General features: G+C 70.2%; 18 protein-coding genes. 15 read left to right on the top strand and 3 right to left on the bottom strand.

The features are described from left to right. Positions 1-82: 82 nt before the first annotated feature. From EV685_RS01410 to EV685_RS01475, 14 genes are all read left to right on the top strand, one after another. Positions 83-541, top strand: coding sequence for a RidA family protein (locus EV685_RS01410; protein WP_130480210.1), 459 nt, complete (start codon positions 83-85; stop codon positions 539-541). A 15-nt stretch (positions 542-556) separates the two neighbouring features. Further along, positions 557-1,066, top strand: coding sequence for a disulfide bond formation protein B (locus tag EV685_RS01415; RefSeq protein WP_130480211.1), 510 nt, complete (start codon positions 557-559; stop codon positions 1,064-1,066). Positions 1,067-1,252: 186 nt separating this feature from the next. After that, complete coding sequence (locus tag EV685_RS01420) at positions 1,253-2,032, top strand: lytic transglycosylase domain-containing protein (RefSeq protein WP_242615363.1); 780 nt, start codon at positions 1,253-1,255, stop codon at positions 2,030-2,032. Between the two features lie 136 nt (positions 2,033-2,168). Beyond that, on the top strand, positions 2,169-2,654 hold the full coding sequence (gene gspG / locus EV685_RS01425) for a type II secretion system major pseudopilin GspG (RefSeq protein ID WP_130480212.1): 486 nt from the start codon (positions 2,169-2,171) through the stop codon (positions 2,652-2,654). A gap of 23 nt (positions 2,655-2,677) precedes the next feature. Then, positions 2,678-3,826, top strand: a complete 1,149-nt coding sequence (locus EV685_RS01430; protein WP_130480213.1) for a type II secretion system F family protein — start codon at positions 2,678-2,680, stop codon at positions 3,824-3,826. A gap of 5 nt (positions 3,827-3,831) precedes the next feature. After that, the gene (locus EV685_RS01435; RefSeq protein WP_130480214.1) at positions 3,832-5,586 is read left to right on the top strand and encodes a GspE/PulE family protein; all 1,755 of its coding nucleotides are present in this window, start codon (positions 3,832-3,834) and stop codon (positions 5,584-5,586) included. After that, the gene (locus EV685_RS01440) at positions 5,564-6,427 is read left to right on the top strand and encodes a hypothetical protein (RefSeq protein ID WP_130480215.1); all 864 of its coding nucleotides are present in this window, start codon (positions 5,564-5,566) and stop codon (positions 6,425-6,427) included. The genes EV685_RS01435 and EV685_RS01440 overlap by 23 nt, the downstream gene beginning before the upstream one ends. Continuing rightward, positions 6,424-6,993: a PilN domain-containing protein gene (locus EV685_RS01445; RefSeq protein WP_130480216.1), complete on the top strand. Its 570-nt coding sequence runs from the start codon at positions 6,424-6,426 to the stop codon at positions 6,991-6,993. Before EV685_RS01440 ends, EV685_RS01445 begins: the two co-directional genes overlap by 4 nt. Beyond that, positions 6,990-7,616: a hypothetical protein gene (locus EV685_RS01450; protein ID WP_130480217.1), complete on the top strand. Its 627-nt coding sequence runs from the start codon at positions 6,990-6,992 to the stop codon at positions 7,614-7,616. The genes EV685_RS01445 and EV685_RS01450 overlap by 4 nt, the downstream gene beginning before the upstream one ends. Further along, a complete protein-coding gene (locus EV685_RS20730) occupies positions 7,613-8,236 on the top strand; it encodes a hypothetical protein (protein WP_207224735.1) in 624 nt (207 codons plus the stop codon). The genes EV685_RS01450 and EV685_RS20730 overlap by 4 nt, the downstream gene beginning before the upstream one ends. After that, the gene (locus EV685_RS01460; RefSeq protein WP_130480218.1) at positions 8,233-10,335 is read left to right on the top strand and encodes a secretin N-terminal domain-containing protein; all 2,103 of its coding nucleotides are present in this window, start codon (positions 8,233-8,235) and stop codon (positions 10,333-10,335) included. Before EV685_RS20730 ends, EV685_RS01460 begins: the two co-directional genes overlap by 4 nt. A gap of 5 nt (positions 10,336-10,340) precedes the next feature. Further along, the gene (locus EV685_RS01465) at positions 10,341-10,835 is read left to right on the top strand and encodes a type II secretion system protein (RefSeq protein ID WP_130480219.1); all 495 of its coding nucleotides are present in this window, start codon (positions 10,341-10,343) and stop codon (positions 10,833-10,835) included. Positions 10,836-10,882: 47 nt separating this feature from the next. Continuing rightward, positions 10,883-11,383, top strand: coding sequence for a type II secretion system protein (locus EV685_RS01470; RefSeq protein ID WP_338054421.1), 501 nt, complete (start codon positions 10,883-10,885; stop codon positions 11,381-11,383). After that, on the top strand, positions 11,383-12,024 hold the full coding sequence (locus EV685_RS01475; RefSeq protein WP_130480220.1) for a type II secretion system protein: 642 nt from the start codon (positions 11,383-11,385) through the stop codon (positions 12,022-12,024). The genes EV685_RS01470 and EV685_RS01475 overlap by 1 nt, the downstream gene beginning before the upstream one ends. Positions 12,025-12,114: 90 nt before the next feature. On the opposite strand, the gene EV685_RS01480 is transcribed toward EV685_RS01475, so the two are convergent. From EV685_RS01480 to EV685_RS01490, 3 genes are all read right to left on the bottom strand, one after another. Next, positions 12,115-13,698, bottom strand: coding sequence for an ATP-binding protein (locus EV685_RS01480; protein ID WP_130480221.1), 1,584 nt, complete (start codon positions 13,696-13,698; stop codon positions 12,115-12,117). 2 nt (positions 13,699-13,700) lie between these two features. Further along, positions 13,701-14,447: a winged helix-turn-helix domain-containing protein gene (locus EV685_RS01485; RefSeq protein WP_242615364.1), complete on the bottom strand. Its 747-nt coding sequence runs from the start codon at positions 14,445-14,447 to the stop codon at positions 13,701-13,703. 198 nt (positions 14,448-14,645) lie between these two features. Beyond that, positions 14,646-19,352 carry a copper oxidase gene (locus EV685_RS01490; protein ID WP_242615365.1) on the bottom strand — a complete coding sequence of 1,569 codons (4,707 nt, stop codon included), beginning with the start codon at positions 19,350-19,352 and terminating at the stop codon, positions 14,646-14,648. A 524-nt stretch (positions 19,353-19,876) separates the two neighbouring features. Between EV685_RS01490 and EV685_RS01495 the strand changes: the two genes are divergently transcribed. After that, positions 19,877-21,877, top strand: a complete 2,001-nt coding sequence (locus tag EV685_RS01495) for a YVTN family beta-propeller repeat protein (protein ID WP_130480222.1) — start codon at positions 19,877-19,879, stop codon at positions 21,875-21,877. The last annotated feature ends 8 nt before the right edge of the window (positions 21,878-21,885 follow it).

Below are 21,885 nucleotides of genomic sequence, written 5' to 3' on the forward strand. Positions count from 1 at the left end.
CCGCTCCGCACGCGCCGGCCGGCTCCCCCTTCAGGGGGATGGCCGAATGCCGAACGCCCCAAACCCCCTTGAAAGCCACGCCATGTCCATCGCCCAACGCCTGCAGGATCTCGGCATCGTCCTGCCCCCGATCGCCGTGCCGGCCGCCGCCTACGTGCCCTTTGTGCGCAGCGGCCCGCTGCTGTTCCTGTCTGGCCACATCGCCAAGCGCGACGGTCAGGTCTGGGCCGGACAGCTCGGCCGCGACATCGACACCGCCACCGGCCAGCAAGCCGCCCGCGCGGTCGCGATCGACCTGCTCGGCACGCTGCAGGCGGCGCTGGGTGACCTGGAAAAGGTGCGGCGCATCGTCAAGGTCATGAGCCTGGTCAACAGCGTGCCGACCTACACCGAGCAGCACCTGGTCACCAACGGCGCCTCGCAACTGCTGGTCGAGGTGTTCGGCCCGGAACGCGGCGCCCACGCCCGCAGCGCCTTCGGCGTCGCGCAGATCCCGCTGGGGGCCTGCGTCGAGATCGAGCTGATTGCCGAAGTGGCCTGAGGCAGGACCGTCAGCATGGACCTGTCCTCCTCCCGCGCCCGGCGGCTCTGCCTGCTCGCCGGCCTGGCCGCCTGGGGCAGCGTCGGCGCTGCCTATTACGCCCAGCACGTGCTGCAAATGCTGCCCTGCCCCTGGTGCATCCTGCAGCGCATCCTGTTCCTGGTGGTGGGCGCCGGCCTGATCGCCCTGGCGGCTGTGCCCGATGTCCGCGACGGCCTGGCCGCGCTGGGCCGGCGGGTGCTGGTGGCCCTGACCGGTGCCTTCGCGCTGGCCGGCATCGCCGCCGCGCTCTACCAGAACCGGGTGGCGTCGAAGTCACCCAGCTGCGACCTGACGCTGGCTGACCGCGTGATCAGCGGCCTCGGCCTGGATGCGCAGTGGCCCGAGCTGTTCGAGGTTCGTGCCTCCTGTGCAGACGCCGCCGTCGACCTGTTCGGCGTGCCCTTCGAGCTGTGGAGCCTGGCGCTGTTCGTCGCGCTCGCCACGGTGGCGGGTCTGCGCTGGTCGGCGCGCCGGCCGGGCTGAATCCTGAACGGTTTCTGTACGGCCTGAAAGCAGGCGGGGAATCGGGGCACCTTCCACATCCGGACGCTCTGCCAACCACGTCAGATAGCGGTCTGCCGACGGAGCTATGGTCTACTTCTTTGAGTGTTTTTCACTCAAAGTTGCAGGTCGCTCCGTCACGTGTTGCCCGTCTTTCTGTCCTTGGTATTGATCCGACCGCCGTGGCGCCGCGTCCTTCCGACCTGGCTCGCTCTGGCCGTCGGCAGCCTGCTGACACTTCCGCTGCAGGCGCAGGTTTATGCCAGCGCGCCCGGCGACGACCTTGCCGCGCCGTTGGTGCTGTCGAACTTCGCCAGCGATGACACGCCCACGCTGCTGATCGACGCACCGGCGGTGGCGCCGGTCGTCGCGCCGCGAGCCGCGGCCGCTGGCACCACCTCCCCAGCCACGCCCTTGCCCGATCCGGTCGATGCCGGCATGTCCGTGCGCGCCCCAGGTGTCCCGGCGGGCCTGTTGCCCTGGTTCCAGCATGTGGGCCGTGAACAGGCCGTGCCGGTCAGCCTGCTGCTGGCGGTGGCTGCGGCCGAGTCCGGCTTCAACCCGCGTGCCCGTTCGCCCAAGGGCGCCCAGGGCCTGATGCAGCTGATGCCCGGCACCGCCCGCCAGCTCGGCGTGCGACAGGTCTGGTCGGTCGGCGACAACCTGCGCGGTGGCGCGAGCTACCTGCGCGCCTTGCTGCAGCGCTTCTCTGGCGACCTGCCGCTCGCGCTGGCGGCCTACAACGCCGGCGAAGGCGCGGTCCAGCGGGCCGGCAACCGCATCCCCGACTACGAGGAAACGCGCCTGTACGTGCCCAAGGTGCTGGCCTGGCAGCGTCACTACCAGCACCACGACGTGCCCAAGGCCACGCTGGCGTCGAAAAAGTCCAGGCCGCTGCTCAAGACCGCCACCGCAGCAGCCGATTCCCCACGGATCCGAACACCGTGACGGGCATGACAGCAATCCATCACGGCCGCCTTGCCTCGCACCGGTGGCTGCCACGTTCCGCCCCTAACGTCCCGCTGCCCGCCGCTGGCCCGCATCGAAACCCGTCTCGCTGACCGACCGCCCCATGCCTCACGCCATGAACCACGTCCTTCCCGCCGCCAGCCGCCCTGTCCTTGCCTCGCGCCGGGGCTCACGCTCAGCCGCACGAGGCTTGGGCACCATCACGCGCGGCTTCACGCTGCTCGAACTGCTGGTGGTGATGGTCATCATCGGCCTGCTGGCCGGCATCGTCGCGCCGCAGTACTTCACCCAGCTCGGCAAGTCCAACGCCAAGGTGGCGCGGGCCCAGATCGAGTCCTTCGGTCAGGCGCTGGACCAGTACCGGCTGGACGTCGGCGGCTACCCGAGCACCGAGCAGGGCCTCGCCGCGCTGCGCGCCGCGCCGGCCGACCTGCCGCGCTGGCAGGGCCCCTATCTCAAGCGCGACATCCCCGTCGACCCCTGGGGCCGTGCCTATGTCTACACCGCGCCCGGCCAGCATGGCGACTACGACCTGACCAGCCTGGGCAGCGACGGCCAGCCCGGTGGCGAAGGCGAAGCCGCCGACGTCAACAGCTGGTGACCCGCCCTGCCGCCCCGCACACGATGAACGCCCCGAGCTCCCTGCCGCCCGGCCGTCCGGCCCAGGCCCCGTCTCGCGCAGCGACCGGCCTGCGTGCGGCCGCCGCAAGGGGCGCGCTGCTCACCGGCGGTCTGAAGGAAAGCCGGCTCGACGAGGAACAGTTCGCCCACGACCTGGCGCTGATGCTGCGCTCCGGCCTGAGCCTGATCGAGGCCCTGCGCACCGTCGCCGAGCGCCAGAGCGGCGGCGCGGCCCAGGCCATGAACCGCCTGCTCGAAGCACTGCGCCAAGGCGAGACCCTGTCGACCGCGCTGCAGGCCAGCGGCCACTTCAGCACCGCCATGCTGGCCTGCGTCAAGGCCAGCGAGCTGACCGGCGACCTCGGTGACGCGCTGACCCGCTACGCCACCAACGCGACCCGGCTGCGCCAGTTGCGCAGCAAGCTGATCTCGGCCTGTGTCTACCCGGCCCTGCTGGTGTCGGTAGCGACGCTGGTGGTGCTGTTCCTGCTGATGTACGTGGTGCCGCGCTTCGCGCTGGTGCTCGAAGGCGCGGCGCGCGACATGTCGCCGATGTCGCGCCTGCTGATCGATGTCGGCATGGCGCTGTCGACCGTGCAGGGCCCCTTGCTGGCGACCATGCTGGGCAGCGTCGGTCTGCTGGTCTGGGTGCTGCTGCGGGCCGCCCGGGCTGGCCGGCTGGGCTCGATGATGATGAACGCGGCCGGCCGGCTGCCCTGGCTGCGTGGCCTGGTCCGGACCTATGGCCAGGCCCAGCTGGCGCGCACCGGCGCGATGCTGGCGCGCTCGGGCGTGCCGGCGCTCAAGGCGCTGGGCATGTGCCGGGCGCTGCTGTCGGCGCCCGACCAGCCCCGCCTGGACCGCGCACTGGCGGCAGCCACCGGCGGCGCGCCGCTGGCGCAGTCGCTGCATGACAGCGGCCTGGTCGACAACCTCGGGCTGCGCGTGTTGCGCGTGGCCGAGCAGACCGGCGCACTCGACACCGCCCTGGACCGCCTGGCCGACGTGCACGACGCGGTCGTCGAACGGGCCCTGGAGCGCCTGGGCCGCGTCATCGAGCCGGTGCTGATGCTGTTCATCGGCGGCGTCGTCGGCGGCATCGTCGTGCTGATGTACCTGCCCATCTTCCAACTCGCCGCGAGCATCCGCTGAGCCCCATGGAAACCCCCCACGAGAACGTCCGCGGCGACCGCAACGACTCCGGCTACACGCTGGAAGACGGCGGTGCCGACCTGATGCAGGAGCAGGTCAACGCGGTCCAGCAGCGTCTGCTCGACCGCTTCGAGGCCGAGTCGCAGATCAGCAGCCAGGCCCACGCCCCCGTGCGCGAGGCCGCCTTCCGGCGTTGGCTGGGCGAGGCGAGCGGCATGCTGCTGGGCGACCTGCGCCAGGCCCGCACCGAGCTGGCCGACTTCACGCTGATCCCGTTCGCGCAAGGCCAGCGCCGCCTGTGCGTGGCGCTGCGCCGTGCCGACCACGCCATCGACCTGGTGCTGGCCGACCCCTTCGACCGTGGCACGCGGCAGTGGATCGAATCGCGCCTGCGCGAAGGCGGCCACCCGCGCACGCGCTGGTACGTCGCCACGACCGGCGACGTGCAGGCCTTCTACGGCCGGCTGGAGCGCGAGACCCGCGCGCTGGCGGCCGACACCGGCGGCCTGACCGGCGACGGCGAACGGGGCGACAGCGGCACGCTGGAGCTGTCGCTGGCGCAGATCAGCGCCGACGAGAGCCCCGTGGTGCGCTTCCTCAACGGCACGCTCTACGACGCGCTGCAGGCCCAGGCGAGCGACATCCACCTCGAATGCGGCCCGCGCGGCCTGGTGGTGAAGTACCGCCTCGACGGCGTGCTGCAGAGCGTCAGCCGGCCCGAAGGCCGCGAGTTCGCCGACCGGGTCATCTCGCGCCTGAAGGTGCTGGCCGACCTCGACATCTCCGAGCGCCGGGTGCCGCAGGACGGCCGCCTCAAGCTCAGCCGCTCGGGCCGCGAGATCGACGTGCGCGTCTCGATCATGCCCAGCAGCTACGGCGAGGACGCGGTGCTGCGTATCCTCGACCGCTACCAATTGGCGGCCGACCAGACCCTGTCGGTCGACCACCTGGGCTTCGATGCCCACGCCGCCGCCTTCATCCGCCGGCTGGCCCAGATGCCCTACGGCCTGCTGCTAGTGACCGGCCCGACCGGCTCGGGCAAGACCACCACGCTCTACGGCGTGCTGTCGGAGATCCACACCGGCCAGGACAAGATGATCACCATCGAGGACCCGGTCGAATACCAGCTGCCCGACGTCCTGCAGATCCCCGTCAACGAGGCCAAGGGCCTGACCTTCGCGCGCGGCCTGCGCTCGATCCTGCGCCACGACCCGGACCGCATCATGGTCGGCGAGATGCGCGACGCCGAGACCGCCCAGATCGCGGTGCAGGCGGCGCTGACGGGCCATCAGGTCTATGCGACGGTGCACGCCAACAACGTGTTCGACGTCATCGGCCGCCTCGCCAGCATGGGCGTGGACCCCTACAACCTGGTGGCCGCGCTCAACGGCGTGGTCGCCCAGCGCCTGGTGCGCGTGATCTGCCCGCACTGCACCGAGCCGGTCAAGCCCGACCTGGAACTGCTGACCACCAGCGGCCTGGACGAGACCGTCTTTGACCTGCCGTGGCGCTTCCAGCGAGGCCGCGGCTGCAGCCATTGCCGTGGCACGGGCTACAAGGGCCGCCGCGCCATCGCCCAGACCATGGCGCTGGACATCGAACTCAAGAGCCTGATCGCCGAGCGCGCCAGCCCTGCGCGGCTGCGCGAGGCCGCCGAGAAGCGCGGCCTGATCACGCTGCGACAAGCCGCCCTCGACTTCGTCAAGGCCGGCGTCACCACCCTGGAGGAAGCCAATCGTGTCACTGCGGTTCAAGAGTGAGCTGAGCCTGAACCTGCGCATGCGCAGCTGCCAGGCCGAGCTGCTGCCGGCCGGGTGGAACAGCCGCCCGGTGGCGGTGGCCAGTGGCTCCGGCGAAGGCGCCAGCGCGCTGACGGCGGCGCTGTCGGCGCTGCGTCTGGCCGACATCGAGGAGTTGCCGCGCCAGGCCGCCCTCACGGTCGCCGACGAATACCTGTACTACCTGCTGCTCGACGACGACCTCGGCTGGGGCCAGGCCTTGCAGGAAGCCACCTTGCGCTTCGCCGCCGACCTGGGTCGTGACGACCTGCGTGTGCAGGTCACGCCGCTGAAAAACGGCGAACGCTGGCTGGCCGTCGCCGCCGCCGAGCCGGACGTGGCCGCCTGGACCGAGGCGCTGGCGCTGTCGGGCGTGCAGCTGCAGCGCCTGCATCCCGCGCTGGTCGAGGACCTGCGCCGGCTGGCGCCGCAGATTCCGGAAAACGATGCCGTGCTGGCCCTGCTGCGCGAGGAAGGCATGTCCCTGGTGCTGATCCGCGACGGCCTGCCGACGCAGCTGGCCTGGGAACGCTTCGAGGCCGCCGATGCGGTGACGATGGAACAGCGCCTGCGCGCCTTCGTGCGCAGCGTGCCGCAGGCCGACGAGTGTGTGGTCTACCTGCTGCCCGAGAGCCAGGCGCTGTGCCGCTATGTCTGGGGCGGTGGCCAGGGCCAGTCCCTCGGCCACGCCCACAGCCAGGTCGGCGCACTGGTGCCCGCACCGCTGGACGGCATGCCCCGGCCCAGCAACATGCCGCTGGGCGCGCGGGGTGCAGCCGCCTCGCTGGACGCGGGTGCCGGTGGTCAGGGAGGTGCGGCATGAAGCGCATCCACGCCGTTGACCTGCTCAACGACCGCCACACGCCCTGGGGCGGCTGGGCACTGGCCGCTGCAGGGCTGCTGCTGGCCGCCGTGGCGCTGCTGCCGCTGCTGCCGCTGCGTGCCGACATCGAGGCCCGCGAACAGTCGGTCAACGCGGTGCGACGCGCCAGCGCGGCGGCCGATGCGCCGATCGAGCTGTCGGCCAACGACCGGCGTCGACAGGCCCAGGCGCGTCGGCTGCTGGTGCAGCTCGAAGCCCCCTGGAACGAGCTGTTCAACCTGCTGGAGCAGAACGCTGACCCGCAGGTCGGCCTGCTGCGGCTGGAGCCTGACGCCGCCAGCGGCCAGATCCGCGTCATGGCCTTGGCCCGCAACCTGGGTGCGATGGCCAGCTGGCTGCGCCGCCTGGAACAGGACCCGCGGCTGGCCGATGTGCAGATCGTGCAGCACCAGATCGAGGACCAGCAGCCCGGTCGCCCGGTGCGCTTCAACATCGTCGCCCGCTGGCGCGGCGCCGCAGCGGCGCCGCTGCGCGTGGCCGAGCGCGGCACGGAGGTGACCCCTTGAGCGAACAACTGAACCCCCTGCCGGCGACGGGCCGGAGCGGTCCGCCGCTGCTGCGCCGCCTCGGCGTGGCCTGGCGCCTGCACGTCGGTCGCCCGGGCCTGATCGGCCTGGTCGGCCTGCTGGCGGCGATCTACCTGCTGGCCGTCGAGGGCCCGTCGCTCAAGCAGCGTCAGGCCGAACTGGCCCAGCGCCAGGCGAGCTTGCAGGAAGAGGCCGCCAAGGCGCCGACTGGCGGCCAGCGGCCGGCCCGCTTGGCCGCCGTCAGCAACGCCATCGCGCTGCTGGAGAGCCTGCCGCCGCCGAGCCAGCGCGGTGCCGACCTGACCCGTCTGGTTGAGCTGTCGCAGCAGCTCAAGGTCGAGCTGGCCCGTGGCGACTACGCGGTCGAGCGCCTGGACGGCGCGGCCGATGCCGCCGCGCTGGGCGACGAGGCGATCTCGCAGTGGCGCCTCCAGCTGCCGGTGCGCGGCAGCTACGCGCAGCTGCGTCGCTACACCGCCGAGATGCTCAACACGATGCCGCACGTGGCGCTGGACGGCCTGCAGATCGACCGGCCCGACACCCAGCAGGCCGAGTTGGAGACCACCTTGCGCATCACCTTCTTCTACCGGGGGCGCTCATGAGCCGCGCGGCACCCGCCAGAAGCAAGACCTGGCTGTGGGCGGCCGCTGCGGCCGTCGTCGCTTGGTCGGGCTGGATCGTGCTGAAGGGCGAGGACACGGTCGAACCGGTCGCCAAGGCAGACCGCGCCAATCGCCGTCCGGCCACGCCGGTCGAGCGCATGAGCGCCACCAGCCCGGCCGGCGCCCGCGAGGCCCTGCCGGCCGCGCCGGGCCTGTCCGCATCCGCCTCGGGCACGGCCATGCAGGCCGCCCGGCTCGAACCCCGCGCCCAGGCCGATGCCTTCGGCGCGCGCAGCTTCGAGCCCGCGCCGCCCCCGGCGCCCAAGGCCGCCCCGGTGGTGGCCGCACCACCGCCGCCGGCCGCACCGGTGGTCGCCGCCGCACCGGCCGCGCCGCCCTTGCCCACCCTGCCCTACAAGTTCGTCGGCATGCTCGAGACGCTGCCCAGCAAGAAGCCGCAGGTCTTCTTGTCGGTGGGCGACAAGCTGCTGGTCGCCGGCCCGGGCGATGCGCTCGAGGGCGGTTTCCGCCTCGATGCCATCAAGCCCACCGAACTCGTCTTCATCCACGTGCAGCAGGGTGTGACCGTGCGCATGCCCCTTTCCGGAGCTCCCTCGTGAAGAGTACCTATCGCCGCCCCCTGACCCGGCTGACCCTGGCCTGTGCCGTGGTGCTGTCGGGCTGCGCCGCCCAGCGCGTGCACGAAGACGGCCTGAATGCCATGGCCAGCGGCCGCAGCGCCGAAGGCCTGCAGCAGTTGCGCCAGGCCGCCGAGATGGAGCCGGGCAACGCCCGTTACCGCATCGACTACCTGTCCCAGCGCACCCTGCTCACGCATGGCCTGAGCAGCAAGGCCGACGACGCCCGCAGCGCCGGCCAGTTCGATGAGGCCGCCAAGCTCTACCGCGAGGCGCTGATGCTCGACCCTTCCAGCGACCGCGCCCAGCGTGGCCTGCAGGCGGTGCAGGACCAGCGCCGCATCGAGGGCGTGCGCAACCAGGTCGACACCTTCCTCAAGGGCAAGCAGAACGAGCAGGCGCTGGAAGCCGTGCGGCGGGCCCAGCGCGAGCTGCCCAACCGGGCCGAGCTGACCGCGCTGGCGCGTCTGGTCGATGAACGCATCGAGGCCGACCGCGTCGAGCGCGAGCGCAGCGCCGGCCTGGAGGCCGCCTTCAAGCGCCCGGTCACGCTGCAGTTCCGCGATGCCAACGTGAAGATGGTGTTCGAGGCGCTGTCGCGCACGGCCAGCATCAACATCATCCTGGACCGCGACGTGCGCGCCGACCTGCGCACCACGATCTATGTCCAGAACGCCTCGGTCGAGGACACGCTCGACCTGATCCTGCTGCAGAACCAGCTGGAAAAGCGCGTGCTCAACGGCAACACGCTGTTCATCTACCCGGCCACGGCGGCCAAGCAGCGCGAGTACAACGAGCTGAAGGTGCGCAGCTTCCAGCTGAGCAACATCGAGGCCACGCAGATGGCCACGATCATCAAGACCATGCTCAAGACGCGCGACGTCGTGACCGACGCCAAGACCAACTCGCTGGTCATGCGCGACACGCCGGCCGCGATCGCGGTGGCCGAGAAGCTGATCGCGGCCAATGACGTGCCCGATCCCGAGGTGATGCTGGAGGTGCAGGTGCTGGAGGTCTCGGCCGACCGCAGCTCCAACCTCGGCCTGAAGTTCCCCGATTCCTTCTCGCTGTCGACCCCGTCGACCGCCACCACGCTGGGCGCCCTGCGCGGCCTGGGCACCGATGACCTGACCGCCAGCAGCCTGAGCCTGGGCCTGAACCTGCTGCTGCAAGACACCGACACCAACATCCTCGCCAGCCCGCGCATCCGCGCCCGCAACAAGGAAAAGGCCCGCATCCTGGTGGGCGACAAGGTGCCGGTCATCACCAACCTGATCTCGCCGCAGCAGAACGGGTCCAACTCGGTCATCACCGGCTCGGTGCAGTACGTCGACGTGGGCATCAAGCTGGAGGTCGAGCCGCAGGTCTATGCCGATTCGGACGTCGGCATCAAGGTCAACCTCGAGGTCAGCAACATCGCCCGGACCATCACCACCGCGTCGGGCGTGGCCTACCAGATCGGCACCCGCAACGCGACCACCGCGCTGCGCCTGCGTGACGGCGAGACCCAGGTGCTGGCCGGCCTGATCAACGACCAGGACCGCAGCACGGCCAGCAAGCTGCCGGGTCTGGGCCAGCTGCCCATCCTGGGGCGGCTGTTCAGCTCGACCAATGCGTCGGGCGGCAAGACCGAGATCATCCTGTCGATCACGCCGCGCATCGTGCGGGCGACGGCGACGCCCGAGGCCCGCCTGGGCGAGATCTGGTCGGGCACCGAATCGACCGTGCGTGACCGGCCGCTGCGCATCGACCCGATCGGCTCGGTCCGCACCGGCACCCCGGTCGGCGGTGCGGGTGTGGTGGGCAGTTCGGGCGCCGGGGCCAGTGGTGCTGGAGCCGGAGCAGGAGCCGCTGCTGGTGGCGCCGCCGCAGCCGGCGTGCCCGCCGCGCCGCGCGTCTCCGGTCCGGCCCGTGCCAGCCTGCCGGCCCGGCGCGTGCCGGGGATCACGCCCGCGCAGCCAGCCGCAGCCGCAGCCGCAGCCGCCGCTGCCGCCGCGTCGGCCCCGGCACCGGTCGAGGAAGCGCCGGTCGACACCGCCCCGGTGGCTTCCGAGGAAGAGACCGCTCCGGTCGCGCAGTGAGCCGCATGAGGACCTGGCCGGTGCGCACCCGCGGCTTCACGCTGATCGAGCTGGTCGTCACGCTGGCCCTGCTGGGCGTGCTGGCGATGGTGGCCGCACCGATGGCCGAGCTGGCGGTGCAACGCAGCAAGGAACAGGAGCTGCGCAGCGCGCTGCGCGAGATCCGCGGCGCGCTCGACCGCCACAAGCAGGCGGCCGAGCAGGGCCAGATCGCTCGCAAGCCGGGCGATTCGGGCTACCCGCCCAGCCTGGAGGTGCTCGAACAGGGCATCGACCTGGTCGCCAAGAACATCGGCGAGGGCGAGACCCGCAAGCTCTACCTGCTGCGGCGCGTGCCGCGTGACCCGTTTGCCGACCCGGCCCTGCCGGCCGCACGCACCTGGGCCTTGCGCAGCTACGACAGCCCGCCGGACGACCCACGTTCGGGCGACGATGTCTTCGACGTGCACTCCAAGGCCGAAGGCAAGGGCCTCAACGGCGTGCCCTACAACAAGTGGTGAACGCCGCGCGCACGCCGGCCGGCCCGCCTCATCCAGCGATCGACGCCATGACTCCCAAGCCCTTGTCCCGACCGATGCCGACACGCCCGACACGCCGCAGCCGGCTCGGCTTCACGCTGATGGAGCTGGTGGTCGTGATGACGCTGATCGGCCTGCTGCTGACGGTGGCGCTGCCGCGCTACCTGGACGCGCTCGACCGCGGCAAGGAAAAGGTGCTCGAACGCAACCTGACCCTGATGCGCGAGGCCATCGATCGGCACTACGGCGACACCGGCAAATACCCCGACCGGCTGGAGGACCTGGTGGCACGGCGCTACCTGCGCGCCATCCCGTCCGATCCCTTCCTGGAGAAGCCGACCTGGGTCGTTGTGGCGCCCAGCGACCTGACGCTCGGCGGCGTCATCGACGTCGACAGCACCGGCCTGGACAGCAACGGCAAAGAGCGCACCCCGCGTCAGGTTCAGGACGAATCGCAAGCCACGCCCTCGGTGGCCAACGGCGCACGCATCACCGTGACGGTGACGCGCCAACCCGACTTCGAACGTTGATGAAGCCCCTGCGTCGGCCGTCGCGCGGCGCCGTGCTGCTCGGCTTCCTGGTCTTGCTGGCGGCGTCGGGCTGGACGGCGGCCCGGTGGGGCCAGGCCGCCGCTGACGAACGCCAGCGCGAGGCCGAGGCCGAGCTGCTCTGGGTCGGCCAGCAGTACCGGCAGGCCATCGAGTCCTACTACAACGCCACGCCCGGCGGCGTGAAGAAGCTGCCGGTGCGGGTCGAGGAGTTGCTGGAGGACAAGCGCTTCCCGACCTCGCGCCGGCACCTGCGCCAGGCCTATGGCGATCCGCTGCGGCCGGGCGCGGCGCTCAAGCTGATCGTGCGGGCCGATCAACTGGTCGGCGTGCGCAGCGAGGCCAAAGGCCTGCCCTTCCGGCGCACCGGTTTCCCGGTCGGTCTGGAGAAGTTTGCCGAGGCGACCGACTATGCCGAGTGGGAGTTCGTCGCCAATGTGCGCGGCGTGTCCAACCTGCCGGGCGCCCCGGGGACGGCCGCTTCGGGCCCCGGCGCCGCATCGGCGCCGGTCGGCCTGTCGCCGTCCAGCGGCTTCGGCTCCGGCCTGAATGGCGGTGCCAACGGCGCCGGCAACAACGTCCTCAACCCGCTGCGCTCGTCGCCGCCAGGCTTGAACCGCTGAGCCGCTGGACTGCTGATCCGCTGAACCTTGGGGCCGAGCGCCGTCAAGCGTCCAGCGTCCAGCGGCGGCCGGCGACCTGTCGGCCCGGCCTCAGATCGCCCAGTCCTGCAGGGGGCCGTTCGGATCGGCCAGCACCGGCTCGGTGCTGCGGCCTGACGTCGCGGCGCCCTCCGAGCTCAGCGCAGACCTTGCCCGTCGATGGCCCTGAGCCCCGTCGGCGTCGGCCAGCGTCAAGGCCGGATCGGGCAACCAGCTCATCGTGACCCGCAGGCCGCCCCATTGCGGCGACCGGTCGACCTGCACCGCCAGGTCGTAGGCCCGGCAGATGCGCCGGATGACGGACCAGCCCAGCCCGCTGCCCGGCGCATCGTTCTGGCGGGCGCGGAAAAAGCGCTCGCCCAGCCGCTGCATCAGGGCCGGCGGCAGGCCGGGTCCGCTGTCCTCCACCGACACCGAGCGCCGGCCCTTGCCGTCCGGACCGGCCAGCGTCACCTGCACCGTCGAGCCCGGCGGGCTGTAGCGCAGGGCGTTGTCGATCAGGTTGCGCAGCAAGATGCCCAGCAAAACCGGATCGGCCGCCAGCACCCAGGGGCCGCTGCGGTCCGGACCGGCGTCGAGCACCAGTTCATGGCCCGTCTCGAAGGCCGATGCCGCCGCCTCGCCCACCTCGTCGCGCGCCACCTGATGCACGTCGACCACCCGGCGTGCGTCGCCGTTCGAGCGACCGCCCTCCAGACGGGCCAACTGCAAGAGCTGGTCGACGAGGCGCGCGGCATGGTCACAGCCTTCGAGCGTGCCAACGAGGGCCTGGCGACGCTGGCCGGCATCGCTGACCGTCAGCGCCGCCTGGGCCTGGGCGCGGATGCCGGCGATCGGCGTGCGCAGCTCGTGGGCGGCGTCCGAGGTGAAACGGCGTTCGGATTCGAGCGAGTTGCGCATCCGCACGAACAGCTGGTTGAGCGCCTGGATCAGCGGTGCCAGCTCGCGCGGCGACTCGTCGGCGTCGATCGGATCCAGCGACTCCGGCTTGCGCGCGCTGACCTGGGCACCGAGCCGGTTCAGCGGCACCAGCCCCTGGCGCACCGCCACCCAGATCGCGAAGGCCAGCAGCGGCAGGCCGGCGATCAGGGGCAGCCAGGAGTCGCGCATCACCGCGTTGACGATGTCGTGTCGGGCCTCGATCGACTCGGCCATGATCACGTAGGACTCGGGCCGCACGGCCGGCGCGGTGTAGACCCGCCAGTGCACGCCGTTGACGGTGGTGTCCGAGAAGCCCTGCCGCAACTCGGCCAGCGGCTCGACCGGCGCATCGGTCGACTTCAGCAGCAGCTGGCCCTGATACCAGACCTGGAACACCGCCTTGGTGGCGTAGCGGTGCAGCGCCAGTTCGGCCGCCTGGGTGCCGGACCAGCGTGGCACCTCGCCTTCCGGCGTCGACGAATCGACCGCGATGTGGTCGGCGGTCAGCATCTCGTCGAACTCGTGGTCCTGGACCTGCAGGGCCATCAGCAAGGCCATGCCCTGTGCCAGGTGGCCGTCGAGCAGGTCATCGACCTGCTGGCTCATGCGGTACCACGTGGTGGCCGCCACGGCGGCCCAGAGCACGACCACCGCGCCCAGCACGCGCCATTGCAGACCGTGCTGCAGCGAAGGGGTCGGACGTCGCGTGGCCATGGTCAGAGCGGCGCCGGCCGGCTGGGTGCGATGTCGATCGCCGACTCGTCGGCAGGGCCCAAATCGGCCGCCGCGACCGCAGGTGCCGTGGCCGAGGGCGAGAACGCATAGCCCACGCCCCGCACCGTGCGGATGCGCTGGCTGCCGAGCTTGCGGCGCAGGTGGTGCACATGGACCTCGACGGTGTTGCTGCCGACCTCCTCGCCCCAGCCGTACAGATGGCTCTCCAGCTGTTCGCGCGTCAGCACGCGGCCCGGCCGCAGCATCAGGGCATGCAGCAGGTCGAACTCGCGGGTCGACAGCTTGACCGGCTGGCCTTCGAGCTTGACCTCGCGGGCGCCCGGATCGAGTTCGACGCCGTTGACCACGATCAGGTCCTGCACCTGTCCGTGCGAGCGCCGCACCAGCGCCCGCAGCCGGGCCGCCAGCTCATGCAGGTCGATCGGCTTGACGACGTAGTCATCGGCCCCGGCGTCCAGCGTCTCGATGCGCTGCGGCACCGCATCGCGGGCGGTCAGCACCAGCACGGGTGTCTTCACACCGGCCTTGCGGATCGACTGCAGCACGTCCAGCCCGTCGATGCGCGGCAGGCCCAGGTCGAGCACGGCGGCGGTGTAGCTCTGGTTGGACAGCTCGCGCTCGGCCGCCAGCCCGTCCCGCACCCAGTCGACCTGGAAGCCGATGGCCCGCAGGCCGGCACGCAATCCATCGCCCAGCAGGGCGTCATCTTCAGCAAGCAACAGGCGCATGGTCACCCCAAACCTTCAGAAAACCGAAGCATAGAGAGGCCTTAAGAATTCAGGTGTGCAGAAGACGCAACCCAGGCCTCGGTTCGCTGAAGGGGTGCTTAAAGGCCGATCCAGGTCAAGCCTGGCGGGCCGGAACTGAAAAGGAAAAAGCCCGCGCTGTGGCCAGCGCGGGCTTCGGATGGGTCAGGTCAGTTCAGGTCAGTCGACCTTGAACAGGCCCCACATGCCGGTGTTGACGAACTTGGCCGGACCGTCACGGTAGTGCCAGTAGCCACGCTTGGCGCCGCCGTAGAGGTCGGCGGTGACCGCCTTGCCCGGGGCGATCAGGCTGGCGCCGGTGGCCAGGAAGCCGTCCATGCCGAGGTCGGCGTAGTTGTGGCCGATGACGCGGAAGCTGTGCTGGCGGGCACGGCCGTCGGCCTGCAGCACGCGGAAGCGCACGGCTTGACCGGCCTTGGCCTCGAACACCGGCGTCTCGACCGGCAGGCCGCGCAGGTTGCCGGCCAGTCGGGCATCGTTGTCGACCATCAGGTTGGCACCCAGCACGCAGGGGTTGATGTCACCCGAGACCACCAGCGACTGCTGGCAGGCGGCATACGGCTGCGCGGTGTAGTCGATGCGCGACCACAGCGGCTCGGTGCGGTAGTTGATCGCCCGCTCGCCGAAGTCGTAGGAGTCGTCGCCGATCCAGTGCTGCTTGATCTCGTCGGCGCGAGCGCCGTTCATGCGCAGGTTCAGGCCGTCCTGGTAATGGACCACGAACTCCTTGAAGGACTTGCCGCCCGAGCGGATGGTCGCCACGCTGGCCGTCGCCGCACCGGCGGTGGACGTGTTGGCCGCGTTCCACCAGGTCGAGTTGCGGGGTTCGACGATCAGGCTGCCCACCAGGCCTTGCGAGCCCTGCTTGACCACGTCGCTCATCGGACGGATGGGCACCGTGCCGAACTCGATCGGCTGGCCAACATCGAGCATGCCCAGCACCGCGTCATAGGACTTGATGCGGCCGGCGTACCAGACGTACTGGCGGGTCTGGCCCGGACCGGCGAGCTGCTCGGGGTTGTAGCCCACGTTGGCACCGTCGCTCTTGCGCGGGTCGAAGCTCAGCACGCCGGCGTGCATGCCGACGTACTTGGACGGCTTGAGGTGGTCGGCATTGAGCGCCACCGTGTTGGGCAGATCGGCGTCACCCGGCAGATCCGGCACCGGCAGGTTGGCCGGCAGCTTGTTGGTCAGGTTGACGACGATGCAGTCGCCTGCATTGGCGCGCATGACCAGCGGCTCGGGCTTGATCAGGCCGGTGCGCAGCTTGGCGACGTCGGCCGCATGCACATACATCAGCGCGGTCGGATCGGTGATGCCGGCACGCTGGTTGTAGACCAGCGCCTTGCCCGGCAGCAGGTCACGGGCGGCCCAGACCTGCACGTTGTAGGTGCGACGGGTCGAGTTCACCGGGCAGCTGTCGGCGGCCAGCATGGCCTGGATCTGCTGGTTCAGGCCGGTCGCCTCGGCGGCCACCGTCTCTTCCAGCGGTTGCAGCGCGTTCTGGATCGCCTGCTGGCTGACCGGGTCGATCGAGCCGGGCTTGTCATAGGCCCGCAGGATGCCCCAGGCACCGTTCCACAGCGCGTCGGTCGTGCCGTAGTGGTACATGTAGTCGCGGGTGCCTTCGGCGGCGCTGACCGGGGCGAGCTTGCCGGTGTTGATCTCCATGTGCTCGGAGATGCCGATCTCCTGCGCGCCCACCCAGGTCGACGTGTTGTCGCCGACCTCGCGGCGCCAGCGCATGCCGTGCACCGTGAAGACCTGCTGGACTTCCTGGGCGCCGTGGATCAGGCGCAGCTGGACCCGTTCGCCTTCATAGGCCTTGAGCACCGGGGTGAACGGGTCGCCGTGGACCTGCGAGCTGAAGGCAAAGGCCTGGTCGCCGCGCTTGTCGGTGTAGATCTTGGTCGGGTCGCCGGACTCGGCCAGGCGCAGCGGGATCGGCTCGTTCTTGTAGTTGACGAGGTAGGGGTTGTGGTGACCGGCCGAGATCGCCTCGGGCTTGACCGGCGGGTCGACCGGCCTGCCGTCCTGGGTGTAGAGCAGCGCGAAGTCCGCGCTCGCCAGCATGAACTCGCGGAAGTTCGGGTGGGTCTTGCGGTCTTCCGCGCCACGGATGATGGCCACCGGGCCGACGCCCGTGCTCAGCGGGGTGCCGTCCGGCTTGAGCCACTGGGTGCCCTTGGGCTCGACCACCAGCGCGTTGTAGAAGCCGTGCTGCTGGATCGAAGAGGCGCCGAAGTGGTCGTGCGTGAAGACGGTGCGCAGGGTCTGGTCGCGGCCTTCCTTGTCGAAGACCTCGTCGGCCCACCAGCGCTGGATGGTGGTCTGGTAGCCCACGTTCTCGGCCGGCGGCAGAACCTCGGCAGCCGGCTTGACGACCTCGGTGCCGTTCGGGCGCACCACCTTGACGGTGCCGTGGTGCAGGGCGGCGTGCACGCGCTCCTTCAGGGCGTCGCGGGCAAAGGTGCCGTCCTCGTAGTTCCAGCCGTTGCCACCGCCGTCGGAGGCCATGACGTCGAACTTCACCAGGTGGATGTGCTGGCCGATGGTGTCGGTCGGCGTGCGGGCCTGGAAGTCATCCTTGGCCAGTTCCGCCGGCAGGCGGTTGGTGTGGCGGAAGATGACGCAGTCGCCGGAATGGGCGCGGAAGAAGAACGGGTCGGCCTGGCGGGTCTTGCCTTCGTAGTCGGCCACCTCGCTGGACAGCACGTTGATACGGGCCTGCGGGTCATGCCAGCCGGCCTTGTTGACGACCATGTCGAGCTGGATCGCCGACACGTCATAGCGCCGCACCGGCGCGGTCGACGGGCAAGGGTCGGCAAACGGGGCACCCGGCGCGCCGGGCTTGCCGTTGACCTTGAAGACCGCCGCCGAGCCGTCGGGCTTGACCGTGCCATGGCCTTCGGCCTTGGCATGGAAGGCGATCGCGGCGCGCTCCAGCAGCGTGCCCTGGTTGGGCAGCAGCTTGATTTCTGCCGAGGTCAGCACCGAGGAGACGTCGCCTGCGGCCACGCCCGCACCCAGGATGCGTTCGCCGCCGGTGATGATGTGGCGGCCGATGCCGGTGGGGCCGAGCTGGCTGTCGGCGGTCAGGTCCAGCGGGGGCTGCGGCGGCCGGTGGCCGGCCTGGCCAGCCACGAAGAAGGGATAGCCCGGCGTGGCGGCCGCGCCATAGGTCGGCTCCGGGGCCAGCGCCATGTTGCGGATGGGCACCACGGCCGGCGTGTAGGCACCACCGGCGGACTCGCCGGTGACCGGGTCGGTGCCTTGGCCCAGCTCGCCGTCGGGCAGGCGGCGGCTGCCGTCCTCGAACACGTCATGGTTGCGCCACAGCGCCCACATGCCCTGGCCGAAGTGCGGGTACATGTGGCAGTGATAGATCGCGTCGCCGACCGACAGGTTGCGGTTGGCGCCGGTGTAGGCGATCTCGTAGGTGTAGGCCTGGCGCGGGCCCAGGGTCTGGCTGTCGAGGTAGTTGGACTTGTCGTTGCCCGCACCGCTCTTGGCGAACCACTGGTTGGCGTGCAAGTGGAAGATGTGCGTTTCCTTGACACCCGCCTGCATGGCGCGGAAGCGCACCGGGTCGCCCACATAGCTGTGGTGCACGTTGCCCGGATCGTCCTCGTACTGCTGCACCGGACGGCCGTCGGCGTCGTACTTGACGACCATGGCCGGGTCGCCGTTGGCCCAGGAGGTCAGGAAGAAGTCTTCCAGCGCGCACTCGGCGCAGCCGGCAGCGGGGCCGACGCCCAGGCGGTTGGACGCCACGATCGCGCCCAGGCCGGAGGCGCCGTAGTTGATGCCAAAGCCGTCACGCAGGCCAACGCCCGAACCGGTGTGGTCGAAGGCGTCGCCGTAGGCCTGAACGGTCTTCAGCTCGTCGTGGAAGATGGTCGTGAACTCGCGGAACCAGTTCTCGTTGGACGAGGCGGAGCCGTCGTCGACCACCACATAGTCCTGCACGATGGCGTTCAGGTCCGGGTGCACCAGCTCCCAGCGGTTGCCGCCCAGGTCACGGTGCATGTTCAGCAGCGGCACGCCATTGGCATCCAGCGCGTCGTAGTTGAAGACGCCATTGACGCGCGCGGCCTGCATCACGCTGCGGCCGACCTCGCTGCGGTAGACGTTCGAACCCGCGGGTTCGACGTTGACGGTGCCGAACAGGCCCAGCACGGTCGAGCCGCCGTCGCCCTCACCACCCGCCGGCATGGCGTTGTCGTGGAACAGGTGGCCACCTTCGCGTTCGAGCACCAGGCGGTAGGTGATGGACTCGCCGGGGTTGATGCCGGAGATGCCGGTGACGCGCGGGTCCCAGGTGTTGTAGCCCGGGAAGGACGTGTCGTGCGTCAGGCCGTTGAACATCATCGAGGCGATGCGGGTGGCCGGACGGCTGAAGCCGTTCGCCACTTCCGGCGCGGCACCCGGCTCAGGCACCTCGGGCACCAGCGGCGCAGCCTCCGCGTACGGGTCATTGCCCGGCGTGCCGGGCGCGTCCTCGCACAGCAGGTTGGTGAAGTTCACCTCGAGCTTGTCGCCGATGTTGCCGCGCAGCACCAGCGGACGCGGCCGCTGGTCCGAACGCAGCGCGACGCGGCACGGCTTGGCCGTCGCGCCCGGCTGGTCCAGCGTCAGGCCGGTGTCGAGGTCGACGACGTCGCGCTTGAGCGCAAAGATCATCCCGTACGGGTTGAACGAACCGTAGCGGTTGTAGACGATGGACTGGTCGAGGGCGACCACGTCGGCGACCACGGTGCCGGCCGGTCGCGCTTGGGCGACGGCGGGCCAGGCGAGGCTCAGGGCTGCGGCCAGCGCGCCGAGCGCGCCAGGACCGACCTTGCGAACGATGCCAAATTGATTCACGGACACACCCCAGTTGGATACGGCTGCTTGCCGATTTATCGAGACGGGTGGGTCTGGCGACCCACGTGAGTTCTCTGAGGAACTCGTTAAATTCAGTATCACTTAACCATCGATTCTTGCGAACCACCCTCCCCGGAGATGAGTGGACAAGAACCGCAACACTTCACGCACTTGGGTGAAGCACCGCACAAGCCCCTCAAGTTCGACGCCGCGCCACCGAAGTGACAGGGCAGCGTCCAACGCAGATGCAAACGGTGAAGGATTCGACAAATCAACAACTTGCGGTTCGATATCTGGCCAAGTCGTGACGCCGGCCTTCGTTCCGTGGATGGACATCCGGGGCTAGCAATGGGCAAGATCGACCTCTTTCGTCGCCCAGCCGACGCCATGACGTCCCCCGCCGACGCGCCGTTGGCCCTTCAGAAATCGACATGAACCGGACAGTCCGCAGGTTTTGTGACTTCAGTCACACTTCAAGAATGACCCGCTTGGGTTCAAAACAAGTCGCAACTGGGTGTGAGTTCATGCAAGCTGCCATTTCCGGACTGATTCGTTCGGCCGCCCTGATCGCGGTTTTTGCGATGTCGTCCGCGCAGGCCGGAGATGACCTGCCGGTGGTTCAGCAACATACTCAGGGCGGAGTTAAAGCTGAACTCAACCTGAATGCCGAACAAACGGGCGCGATACCCCTGGGTCAGCCGCTGACCTTGACGCTGACGCTGACCGACGAATTGAGCGGCACCCCCTTGCGCGGCCTGCGGCCCCGCATGTGGATGAGTCGCCAGGGCGGCGATCAGGCGGAACCCTGCACCGCCCAGATCCGTCGCTTCGCCAGCGGCCGGCTGGCCCAACGGGCCGACCGTGACCTCAACAGCTTCCAGTTGCTGACGCTCAATGCCGATGCGTCGATCTCGGTCATCAACCCGCTGCTGCAGCTCAACAACACCAAGCTCGAAGCGCTGATCCGCCTGCCCGGCGTTGGCACCGACTGGGTCCATGCGCGTGGCCTGGACCGCCTGTTCGTGACGCTGGCCGACCGCGCCGAGCTGGCCGTGGTCGATCTGGCCAACAACAAGCTGATCAAGACCGTCAGCCTGGGCGAGGGCAAGCCGCGCCGCCTGGTGATCGGACCGGACGAGCGCACCGTCTGGGTCGCGCTCGACGACAGCGACCGGCTGGTCGGCGTCGACGTGGCCACGATGGCGGTGAGCCAGGAGCTGAAGATCGGTGACGGCGCCCATGCCCTGTCGCTCAGCGAGGACGGCCGTCGTCTGGTGGTCACCAGCACGGCAGCCAACCAGGTCAGCCTGATCGACGCCCAGGCCGGCAAGGTGCTGGCGCGTGTCCCTGTCAGCGGCACGCCGCTGGCGGTGACCCACAGCGCGCTGGCGCGGCGGGCCTACATCGGCAGCCTGAACGCGCCGCTGCTGACGGTGATCGACCTGGACAACGGCCAGCCGATCGAGCGCATCACCCTGCCCCAGCCCGTCAGCGCCGTGCGGGCCGACCCGTCCGGCCGCCATGTGCTGGCGGTCCACACCGCCAGCAGCACGCTGATGGCGATCGACGCGGCCAGCGCCCGGCTGGTGGCGCAGGCCAGCGTCGTCGCCCAGCCCGACCAGATCGCCTACACCCAGCGTTTCGCCTTCATCCGGGGCCTGGGCAGCAGCAACGTCCAGATGGTCGAACTGCGCGCGCTCGACGACGGCAAGCTGGCGCTCAACGAGCTGCCGGTGTTCCAGAAACCGCCAGCAGAGATGCCCGAACACATCGGCCCGGCCGACCTGATGGTCACCACGCCGGAGCCCGGCACGATGCTGCTGGGCAGTGCGCCCGACACCGCGCTCTATTACTACGCCGAAGGCATGATGGCCCCGCAAGGCACCTACGCCACCTATCGCCGGGCGGCGCGGGCGGTCAAGGTGGTCGACCGCAGCCTCAAGGAGACTGCTCCTGGCGTCTACACCGGCCTGGTCCGGCTCGACCGCGGCGGCCTCTACACGCTGCCCACCCTGCTCGAACAGCCGCGCCTGACCCACTGCTACGCCTTCAACGTCGACGAGACGGGGGCGACCACCGACGGCCGGCGCATCGACGTGACCTGGCAGATCGGCGATCTCAGCTTCAGCGGCAGCTCGGCCCGCATCGCCAGCCAGACCTTGCCGGGCAGCGTGCGCGATGCCGGCAAGCCCGGTCAGGCTCCCCGCGCGGAGATGCGCACCGGTCAAGCCAGCGAGCTGGCGATCCGTCTGAAGGACGGCCAGACGGGTCAGCCACTGAGCGGGATTGCCGACCTGCAGGTGATGGCGCTCGAACGGCCCGGCCTGTCACAGCAGCGCGCCTTCGCCAAGGAACGCGAGGCCGGCAGCGGCGTCTACGTGGTGACGCAGACCTTCCCGCGCGAGGGCGTCTGGCGCGTCATGGTGCAGTCCCGCAGCCTGGGCCTGACCTTCGACCGCTCGCCGCTGCTCGACATCGGCGTGCGCAAGACCGAGCCGGTCGCCAACGCCGCCACGGGCCGCTGACGCCTGCG

Source organism: Sphaerotilus mobilis, from assembly GCF_004216565.1.
Lineage (GTDB): Bacteria > Pseudomonadota > Gammaproteobacteria > Burkholderiales > Burkholderiaceae_C > Sphaerotilus > Sphaerotilus mobilis.